Source organism: Fontibacterium abundans (SeqCode), from assembly GCF_965235095.1.
Lineage (GTDB): Bacteria > Pseudomonadota > Alphaproteobacteria > Pelagibacterales > Pelagibacteraceae > Fontibacterium > Fontibacterium abundans.
This window is the reverse complement of the sequence record NZ_OZ249405.1, coordinates 112,821-122,606: the sequence shown is the minus strand read 5'-3', so window position 1 is coordinate 122,606 and position 9,786 is coordinate 112,821. Positions and strand designations below refer to the sequence as shown.

9 protein-coding genes are annotated in these 9,786 nt (G+C 30.6%); 3 read left to right on the top strand and 6 right to left on the bottom strand.

Annotation, left to right across the window (positions count from 1 at the left end):
* Positions 1-38: 38 nt before the first annotated feature.
* Together AC8GER_RS00705 and rmuC are read right to left on the bottom strand one after the other, a co-directional pair.
* Entirely contained in the window at positions 39-1,463 is a 1,425-nt protein-coding gene (locus AC8GER_RS00705; RefSeq protein WP_506598069.1) for an exonuclease domain-containing protein, read from the bottom strand.
* On the bottom strand, positions 1,460-2,359 hold the full coding sequence (gene rmuC / locus AC8GER_RS00700) for a DNA recombination protein RmuC (protein ID WP_506598068.1): 900 nt from the start codon (positions 2,357-2,359) through the stop codon (positions 1,460-1,462). Before rmuC ends, AC8GER_RS00705 begins: the two co-directional genes overlap by 4 nt.
* Before the next feature lie 235 nt (positions 2,360-2,594).
* Here rmuC and AC8GER_RS00695 point away from each other — a divergent pair, with 235 nt between their 5' ends.
* Positions 2,595-3,035, top strand: a complete 441-nt coding sequence (locus tag AC8GER_RS00695; RefSeq protein ID WP_506598067.1) for a hypothetical protein — start codon at positions 2,595-2,597, stop codon at positions 3,033-3,035.
* A gap of 683 nt (positions 3,036-3,718) precedes the next feature.
* On the opposite strand, the gene AC8GER_RS00690 is transcribed toward AC8GER_RS00695, so the two are convergent.
* Positions 3,719-4,426 (bottom strand): hypothetical protein, encoded by a 708-nt coding sequence (locus AC8GER_RS00690; protein ID WP_506598066.1) that lies wholly within the window; start codon positions 4,424-4,426, stop codon positions 3,719-3,721.
* A gap of 121 nt (positions 4,427-4,547) precedes the next feature.
* On the opposite strand from AC8GER_RS00690, the gene AC8GER_RS00685 reads away from it, so the two are divergent.
* A complete protein-coding gene (locus AC8GER_RS00685; protein ID WP_506598065.1) occupies positions 4,548-4,853 on the top strand; it encodes a hypothetical protein in 306 nt (101 codons plus the stop codon).
* Positions 4,854-4,953: 100 nt separating this feature from the next.
* On the opposite strand, the gene AC8GER_RS00680 is transcribed toward AC8GER_RS00685, so the two are convergent.
* Positions 4,954-8,256, bottom strand: a complete 3,303-nt coding sequence (locus tag AC8GER_RS00680; protein ID WP_506598064.1) for a DEAD/DEAH box helicase — start codon at positions 8,254-8,256, stop codon at positions 4,954-4,956.
* On the bottom strand, positions 8,253-8,426 hold the full coding sequence (locus tag AC8GER_RS00675; protein WP_506598063.1) for a DUF4177 domain-containing protein: 174 nt from the start codon (positions 8,424-8,426) through the stop codon (positions 8,253-8,255). Before AC8GER_RS00675 ends, AC8GER_RS00680 begins: the two co-directional genes overlap by 4 nt.
* A 429-nt stretch (positions 8,427-8,855) precedes the next feature.
* Between AC8GER_RS00675 and AC8GER_RS00670 the strand changes: the two genes are divergently transcribed.
* Positions 8,856-9,290 carry a hypothetical protein gene (locus AC8GER_RS00670; protein ID WP_506598062.1) on the top strand — a complete coding sequence of 145 codons (435 nt, stop codon included), beginning with the start codon at positions 8,856-8,858 and terminating at the stop codon, positions 9,288-9,290.
* Here the strand turns inward: AC8GER_RS00670 and AC8GER_RS00665 are convergent.
* A complete protein-coding gene (locus AC8GER_RS00665) occupies positions 9,287-9,646 on the bottom strand; it encodes a hypothetical protein (RefSeq protein WP_506598061.1) in 360 nt (119 codons plus the stop codon). The two genes, AC8GER_RS00670 and AC8GER_RS00665, sit on opposite strands and share 4 nt — an antisense overlap.
* Positions 9,647-9,786: the final 140 nt, after the last annotated feature.

The window sequence follows — 9,786 nt, the reverse complement described above, 5'->3', positions numbered from 1 at the left end:
TTATAAATTAAGAATAGTAATCGTTGATAAATTGTCAACTAAGCACTCTCATATTTTGTTTGAATTTCCTCAATATATTCACTTAAATCATTAAGCATACCTAAAGTTTTTTCATCCTTAAGCTCATCATATTTAACTCTCAAATCATCAATATCTTTGAAAGCCTTAGGAACTGTGTTCCACTTCTCGTCATTGGTTGAAAGAATTTGTCCTGCAATAGCTCTGTGTATTTTTTTATACTCATCTTTTCCTAAAACCTCAGGATTTTCCTCATAAATTAACCGTTTTGCAAAATAAGAAAATCTCTCATCTTTAAACTTTTCACTCAATCCAATTTTACCTTTCCAATCAGATTTATGAAAATCCACCATCATTTTTTGATCTTCTGGTTTTGCAAATCCTCCAGCATAAATAGATTCCTCCGCCATAACACCAACTTGTGAATCTAAAGCTTCTTTATCATCAGCTTCTTCGCTTAAAATTTTAGCAACTTTATCTTTAAATTCTTTATTAGATTGAATCATATTTGCTCGCTCTAATAATTTAGAAGCGCCTAATTGCTTATATCCTTCAAAGTTTATTGCATAATTTGGACTCATAATTACAGGATGTTTGTTATTCTTAATGCTACGAATAACTTTAGGACTCTTTTTTAATTCATCTTTCAGCTGCGCATAAGGCATTTTTAAATAAGTGCTTGGATCAATTTTTAAATCAAAACATTGCGGCCAGTTATATTTTGGATGGAAACAAACGAAGGTGACAGCAAAGGGACGAGCCTTGCCGTAGAAATATTCATTCACACAAAATATTTTCTCTTTCTCAACAATAGCATTCACTTCAGTTTTTGATGTTGTCATTAAACTTGCCTTCCAAACAGATGGAGCTTTATCTTTTATAATTTGTGCAATACCAATTGTTGCCATCACATCTGATAAGGCACTGTGTGCGTTATCATGTTTAATTCCATTCATCTCCGTAAGCTCAGCTAATTTAAATACAGCATTACCTTTGTCGCTCATTGGAGTTTTTATACAATCTGGATAATATAAATGCGCGGTTCTAATTAAACCTAAAATATCTCCACGTTTATTTCCAGAATACTGAGTTAGATAAGGTTCGTTCAAAGTTTTAAATAAACTTTTACGAAGAAACTCTTCATCAAACGAAATGGAATTATATCCAACAAATACTGCAGGTGACCATTTATTAAATTGCTCAACCATTTGTGATAGCATCCCATAATGTGATAAATTTGTTTTTCTTAGAATTTGTGGTGTCGTATTATTTACAATTAATGCATAAGGTTCTGGAACAAGACCTGGCTTTAATGAACAGCGAATATTAAGTGGATCTGCTAAAACTTTAAAATCATCATTTACTAAAACAGCACCTACTTCAATGATCTGATCCCAAGAACTGGATCTGCCCGATGTTTCAAAATCATAAAATACGTAGTTCATTTAGTAATCTCATCTTTCGATTCTAACTCTTGAATCTTTTCAGCTCTGCTTTGAATTTTATCTGCTGAAACTTTAATTCCTCTAAACTGCTCTGACACTTGATTAAATCTATTCTCAACATCTGCAACACGCTCTACTAAACGGCTTATATCTTTACCAATTACTCCAATTTCCTTAATAACCACTTGCGCTTTTTTACTCATCTCTGAGTCTTTTAAAAACATACGCAAAGTATTTAATAGTCCCCAAAGTAGACTAGGAGATACTATTAAAACATTCCTCTCTAAACCTTTAGCAACTAAATTCCCCTCACTAATTTCTCGGTAAACTGCTTCTGACCTAATAAACATAATGGCATGCGGAGTCGTTTCGCCACTAATAATGTAGTCGTTTGAAATTTTCTTAATGTTATTTAAAACATCATCCTCAAATAACTTTTTATATCTTTTTACCTCATCATCACTTTTTGCAGCACGCAAATTCTTAAAATTATCTAATACGAACTTGGAATCGATACCAATTTTTTGTGAATCTTCGCCTAAATCAATTAAACAATCTACCCTCTTATTATTACTTAAAGTGTGCTGAAATTTTAAATACTGTGATGGCAGACGATCTTTTAATAACTTCTCTAACTCCATTTCAGAAAAAGCACCACGCTCCTGTCTATCATTCAACATCCCTTCAAAGCTTTTAAAGGTGTTATCAATTGACACCTGTGTACTTGAAATATTTTTAGTGGCTTCTTCAACTTTAGAAAAACGTACCAACAAATCTGCTAGCTGGGAGCTTAGAATAGTGTTGTCTGCAGTGCCTCCGCTTTTTTTAACCAAAAAGTAAATAGCCACCGCCCCAACAATAACACCAATTATTAAATACAATATCTGCCCGTCCATAGTTAAAACCCTCAAAAGTTGAGTTAATTATTACTAGTGGTGTAAGGGTAATAGGAATGTGAATTGCTATTAGTTTTACATTACTAGGTTAAACTAACTATAACTTCACTATATTTTGTAGCCAACCCCCAGTCAACACACAAAACACCCCCACAAATATACCCAAAAAATATTTCACACCCCCAGCCCCACTCATAAATAGAATCAAAACAAGTAGAGGAACAAAGGTATGAATATGAAGCAGGAGATGGTGAGTTGGCTTAGAACTACGCATTGGGATGTTTTTGGTTGTTTAAATTTTAAACGTATACCCAACGAAATACAGGCGCAGCAGGTTTTGGCTTATTTTTGGAATAGGATGGATAGGCATTATTTTGGTAATGCTAGTCACCGCAAGAATTTGAGGGTGGAGCGGATGTGTTTTTTGCATACGGGTAAGAGTAATACTAACTACCATTTCCACTTTGTAGCTAATGCACCAAGACTAGTTAGCAAACAAGAATTTGCGAATAAATTAAATAGGACTTGGGTTTATGATGTTAAGGAAAGTGGTTGGTTTAACTACATCCAGCCTGCTAGGTCACAGCAGGCGGTTTGTAATTATTTGGTACATGAATTTTATAAGTTAGGCATGGATAGTTTTAATACTTTAGGCTCATATAAAAATCTCAATTAGGCAGGTAAAGGCAGGAAAAGGCAAAAAAAGTTAGGCTGGCTGTAGTTTTTTAGGCTGACATTGGGGCGGATGGAGCGATGCTTATCCGTCCCACTCCCCCGTTATATTTAACTGAATTAATTAAGTTTAGTTCTTTATCAGTAGAGTATTACCCAAAAAGTATTTGAACTATGCCTGTCACGACCACTGAAGCACCTAAGAAAAGAGTAATATGGAATGCGAAAACTGCATCTTTTGAATCAAAACCTACAATCATCTAAAAGTTTAGTAAGTAAATTTCCAAAACCAACTAACCGACCATTCTTATCACGGGTCTGATTTTGTTTTTGATAGTAGTAACCTAACAACCTACCCCCAGCATCACGTAACTCCGTCCTTCCATCATGATCTCTGACCAATCCTAACAACCTACCATTCTGATTTCTTAAGGGTTTAAACATTTTTCGATATCCTCCTTTGTCGTTCAATTTCACGTTGTCTCCTCTGTCTCTCTTTCTCAGTATTCAACCGTTTCTTACTATTCTCCACATTAGTCTTTAAACTTTTTATAAAAGCTTTAGCTAGTAAGTTATTCTCGTATTCTTCTAAGTTAATTATAAATTCACTTGCACGCATGGTGTTACCTCTTTCTTTTAAATTATTTATGCAAATCACCCCAAGAATGCTGGAGATTTTGGTAGGAATTAAATAAACTGCCCCTGCTCTGTTAACGCAATTAACTTTTTTGCTTTTTTTAATGCTTTGCTAGCAACAATATTAAAATACTCCCGCTCGTGTTTTTTTACCTTATCAAAATCAAGTCCTCTAGCTGTAGCCACACACTCCCAATGCTTCAACCCTAACAGCTTAGCATCATAAATTTTTAAATACTCTTTTAAAGAGTTGATATTATGTGTATTTGATCTTGGAATATAACGAGCACGTTTAAACCCAACCTTATTAGTAGTCACCTTACTTTTCCAAATATCTTTGAGCATCTTTAAAGTCTTTTTCTTATCCGCAAACTTATCAATAACAAAAACAAAATACTTTTTTAAATCAACCACCCCAAATTGTTTATCACTAGTAATTTCTCTAAGTGCTGTTACGTGTGGGTATGCAAATAAGTACTCTCCACGCACCACACCGCTAACCTCAGCGCTAAACCACTCATCAAAAGTATCTTTAAACACATCACCAAAATCTGCATACAATTCCTCCATCCCTTTTCCCCCATTCTTGCAAGCAGCAAAATATTTGCTACTCCTGCGCAAATACTCAAACCACAAATAATAAATGCAATCTTCTTGCTTAACGAGTTTAAGGTTTGTAACAAATCTTGAATTAAAATTCGGTGGACTAAAAGGGAAATTCTTAGGTTTGTAATAAACTCTTTTTTTAAATTTATACATTTAAAAAATTATAAATTTTAATTTTATAGTTACCACCCCCCATAACCTCATGGTGGTAATTAATTTATGAGGAAAAATGTTGTAAATTGACATTAAACAAACAACAAAAAAGGTAAAAACTATGTATATAAACAAAAGTACTTACATTCCCGATGTAAATACAAAAAATAGTGTTTGGGCAGTTATAGTTAAATGCTATCCAAAACACTTAAATCAAGAAGCGTTTAAGCACTTAACCAAACAAAATGATTTTATCATTTCAATAGGTATTGACGCTGAAAGCAGAGAGGAGGCTATGGAGCGCGTAAAAGCATTTACCAATATAAATTTTATAACTACTGACATAATACAAGCTGTTATTGAAGTAGGTAAAAAAAATCAAAATGCTTTTAGTAAATATCCTAAAAACACTAGTTTTGTTAATTAGCAATTAATTTAACTTATTAAAGCCCTGCTCAAAGTGGGGCTTTAATTAAAAGTTACTTTTGATACCTTTATTCCACTGAACTTAGACATAAATTTAATAATTAATTTTTATTTACAATTTTTGATCTATATATTTTATAAAACTCAGAGAATTTTTTATTAGAAATTTTTTTATATAAATTTGTAATCCCGCTATCAATATAAGCCTGACAGTTAATTTTTATAAAGTTATTAGTAATCATTTTTTTGATTACACCTTTGTCTACATTGTAAAATTTAGCAAAGTTTGTAATTCCACAAAGATTTTTTGGAATATTACCTAGATATTTTATTTTTTTTAAATTCATAAACTCTTTTTTATTTAGTTGTTTATAGAAATGAGCAACACCACCGGTACTTTGAACGGAAGATATACCTAGTCCTACGGGTTTAATTAATCCCTCTTTTTCACATAAATTAAAATAACCCATTAAAGGTTTATCCATAATATTTTTAACAAATTTATTTTTAGTAACGTAATTATCGGGATTAAAAATATTTACTCCTGTAATTTTAGTAATAAAATCTTTTGATAATGGCTTATAATAATGCGCAATACCACTACGAGTGCCTGAAATTCTTGTTTCGACTGAGTTAATCTTTTTCTGTTTTATTAGTTTATGTATTAGATTTTGACCATAATTTTTTATTTCTTTACTACTAAAAATTGATTGGTGTAAATTTCTAGCTGGATACAATCCTTTAATACCTGAGGTTGTAATCCCCTTAATTTTATTAAATTCTTTCTTTGAAATTTTTTTATAATACCTAGTTATCCCGCCAGCTCCACCACTTCCAATTGCCGTTCCAAAATATTTTATTTTATTTTCTTTTATCAAATTCTCTACCACTATCCTATCAACATTTAAATTTTTAGAAATATTTGATAATGGTTGATATTTGTTATTATTTAATTTTAAAAAATCTACGCCTAATATTTTACAAAACTCTTTTTCAGTATAATTCTTATATAATGGTAATGGTTTTTTTATACCGCTTCCAAAATACATTTGTTCAGGCTTGATTTTATTCAACGCTCTGATTACTGGAACTTTATTTATGCCAAATTTTTTGCTTAAGTCTCTTGTAGAGAGTAATTTATCTCTGTTATAGGTAGTGGCTCCTGGTTCTACAAAAGAAAAACCTATTTTTTTTAATTGTTCAATCTGAAAATTATAAAGTTTTTTATCACGATATCGTAATCTAATTTTTGACACCCACTTCCTTTCTTCAGTAAATTCATTGTTATTGAAGGGAATATTTGAATGGCCATATTTATCTTTATAAGCAAGTAAACGACCAATCATAAAATCCCATTTGAATCTAAGATTTCCTATTACACTTGCTCCTACCGCTTTAAACATAATACTTTTTTTTATTTCTGGATTAGAAAATTCAAGTATGTTCTTTAATTTTTTATAACTTTCTTCTGCGAATCCTTTTCCGCGAGATTCGCTTACTAATATCTCCTCAATAATTTTAGCTATTTCACCATCATGTTCCCTTAATGCTTTAAGAATAATAACGATGGCATCAAATTTTGTTCGGTTTAAAGATTCTTCTAAAGTTTCATTGATTTTTCTTTCAATAAAAATTGGAATAAAAACATAGCCGTTTTTTTTCTTCACACCTCTATTCCTTAAGGCCCGTCCAATGGCTTGTACAATTTCAATTTCACTATTTTTAGAATCTATGAAAGAAACCATATCTACACTCGGGACATCCACACCCTCGACCAAACATCTAGCATTTGAGACGATACCTTTCTTACTAGACTTAAATTCTTGCATAATTAAATCTCTTTTGCGCATTTTCATACTTCCATTTACATGTGATACAAAAAAATCTTTTAAATAAAATTTTATGCTATCTGGCCCATCACCATTCGTGAATTGGCTCGCTCTAGAAACTTTAGAATGAAAAGTAAAAATTTTTTTTATATTATATTTTTTTACAGTTTTCTGCATTGCTATCATATGAGCTAGATAATCAGATTTTAATTTGACTCCACTAACATGAGTAGATGATATTGTTCTTCTTTTTTGGTCAATTTCGTCTAAAAAAACTTCAGATATAATTAATTTTGGTCTTGCTATTGCTTTTTTATTCGCAGCAGAAAGAAAGCTAAGAGTATAACAAACCTTGCCATAATACTCTTCATCCTCCATACTAATTTTAGGTACAGCATCACCTTCTTTGAGAATTTTTTTACTCATAATTCTTCTGGTTGCTGTCATAAATAATCTTTTTCTAATCGGTATATTTTTATCAAAAAGTGCAAAACGAAAATTTGAATCTACTTTTCCTTGCCCAGCTGTTCTGTGAGCTTCATCAAAAAATGCAAAATCTATTGGATTTATTTTATTAAAAATATTCTTTAATTGTCTAGAAGATTGGTATGTCGAAAAAATAATTTTTTTATTTTTTTTATTTTTTTTTAACCATTTTTTTAATTCGTTTACACCGTCTACACCGTCATAAAACTCCATATTTAAATCATTTTTTCTTACTCTTATGGAATCTTCACCTTCGGTAATATCTTTGGAGGAGCATAATTGAAAGGTTACAACTGGTTGATTTAATTGCGATAACCAAGAAGCCCTGATTTGTTTAACTAGCGCAATTGAAGGCACCAAAACTAGTGCAACATTTGGTTTCATTCTTTGATAAGTCCAGAGAGCTATCTCTGTTTTGCCTGTTCCACATGCCATTATAGCTGTTGTTTTATTAGCAATATTTAGTTCTTTAAGAATTTTATTAACAGCTTCTTGTTGATATGGATCTGGTTTATGTAGTTGATCTGTTATCTTTTCGCTTTTTAAAAAATTTTCAATTTTTAAAAAATCATCTTTATTTAATAAATTAAATTCAGTTCTTAAAGTTGTTAAAATTCTATCTTGACGTAGAAATTCTGGGGAAGGATTATTTACAGTTGCTAAAAGATGTCTTCTGTAGGCTTTTTCACTAACAGCTATAAATGATGAAAGACCATTCTTTCCTTGCCAATTTAACTTCTCATTTTTCGATCTATATTTGCACTGATAAGTAAAATAATTACCATCAGTTGTTTGGTAAACACCATCGTAACCCTTATCATTTGTATTTAAATTTAGTTTTTTTAGAATATAAAAAGGAACATAGCCTTGTGGAAAAACCTCTTTTATTTGTAATTCTTTTTTTGTAAATAAATAAGCTTCACAAAAAATTTCAAAAATATCTCCCTTGGTTTTATCTTGTCCTCTTTTATTAAAATCGTAATTATTAAGAATTCTTATATTAAATTCATCGAATGATTTTAAATCATTAAAAATACCAGAATTTACTATTTCAAAACAAAGTTTATTTTTTGATCCACGTTTTATCACTTAATTTCTCTTTTAAAATATAACTTCACTAAAATTAAAGAAGATTTATCTACGGGCTCATTATGAATTTGAACTAACTCCCATCCTTCTGAACCCATCTTGTTCAGAAATTCTTCTTCAGGATGATCCAATTCATCAATATCAAAAACTTTATATTCAAATTTTTTCATCTAGTTAAATAAACAAGATTTCTTAAAGTATAGAAAATTGACACAAGTATAACCAGTAAAATAAAGAGTAAATACACTGTCCAATACTTATCTTTTGTTATTTTTTTACTAAATGGTGCGTTTAAGAATTGCCAAATGTTTAGTCTCAATTCCTTGCTTCTAACCAAAAAGAAAATGGTTACTACTCCAGTTACAAAAGCTAGTGACTCACCTAACCATGGACTTATAAAAAGCATAATTTAAAGACCTAAAGAGATTCTAGACTAGATAAAATTATAAAGAATATATGTATTATTACTTATAGTGGGTGTGGAGAACTTTGATCAATAAGTAGATAATTTTTTTTTAAATATTAGTAATAATTTTTAGACTTAATTTTGTAAGAATATTCTGTCCTTATATATAAGTTTTGTTAAATTAATGACTGAAATGCCTACTAAAAAAAGCCAAAAACCATTACCTCCCTTAAAAAAAGTAAACATAAATTTAAAAAGAACTTCATATCTTTTTAATGAATTCTTTGTGACTACAGTAAAATATAAAACTCTTGCCTATCTTCGTAGAGATGCAAAGGGGTGGGTATTAATGAATAAATTGATGGAATATTATTATGCAGAAAAAGAACTGCATGTGGAAGAGCTTATATCAATGATCCCTGGCAAAGTTTGTTCTCGTGCCACATTACTTTCTTTATTAACAGACTGTGCAATAAGAAAAATTTTAACTAAGACTGCAAGTCCACACGACAAAAGAATTAAGATTGTAAAACCTACCCCAGAATTCGTTAATGAATTTGAAAAATGGTCAGAAGAGTTTTACAGTGATGATAATTGGGAAATGAAGACAGATTATAAAAAGATCTAATTATCCAACTCCAACATCCACTGTTTATATTCCTTAATCATTGAATCTGAGGGTTTAATTGTCTTAGTTCTCTTATCGTCCTTCCCTTCGCTCTTAACCAAAATGCCATACTCAACAGCACTATCAATATAAGAAAAAACGCTAGGACGTGAGACAATAGCGGTTGGAATTTGCTCTACTAATTCCTCCACATGCAAATCTTTATTTAGAAAATAACAATGCATAATCTTAAACATCATTAATGCACCACCAGGCGTTCTTCTAAAAAATGCCAATTGTTTAAACTTATTATTATTGGTTAGAAATTCCCTAAAATACTGCTCACTTCTATCAGCAATGACCTTATCTTCTAGCATCTGTTTTTTCTAGAGTCAAATATAGACCTTAAATAATTTATTTTTAGGAAAAATATTAGTGTTAAAAGTTAGTAGTAATTTTCATTACTAATAATTGTTATTTTTAAACGACCCCCAACCTTTAAAGCTTCTCTTAATTA

Bases quoted from the DNA above. Each gene is read 5' to 3' on its own strand.
- AC8GER_RS00705 (WP_506598069.1), bottom strand. From the start codon at position 1,463: ATGAACTACGTATTTTATGATTTTGAAACATCGGGCAGATCCAGTTCT.
- rmuC (WP_506598068.1), bottom strand. From the start codon at position 2,359: ATGGACGGGCAGATATTGTATTTAATAATTGGTGTTATTGTTGGGGCG.
- AC8GER_RS00695 (WP_506598067.1), top strand. From the start codon at position 2,595: ATGAAGCAGGAGATGGTGAGTTGGCTTAGAACTACGCATTGGGATGTT.
- AC8GER_RS00690 (WP_506598066.1), bottom strand. From the start codon at position 4,426: ATGTATAAATTTAAAAAAAGAGTTTATTACAAACCTAAGAATTTCCCT.
- AC8GER_RS00685 (WP_506598065.1), top strand. From the start codon at position 4,548: ATGTATATAAACAAAAGTACTTACATTCCCGATGTAAATACAAAAAAT.
- AC8GER_RS00675 (WP_506598063.1), bottom strand. From the start codon at position 8,426: ATGAAAAAATTTGAATATAAAGTTTTTGATATTGATGAATTGGATCAT.
- AC8GER_RS00670 (WP_506598062.1), top strand. From the start codon at position 8,856: ATGCCTACTAAAAAAAGCCAAAAACCATTACCTCCCTTAAAAAAAGTA.
- AC8GER_RS00665 (WP_506598061.1), bottom strand. From the start codon at position 9,646: ATGCTAGAAGATAAGGTCATTGCTGATAGAAGTGAGCAGTATTTTAGG.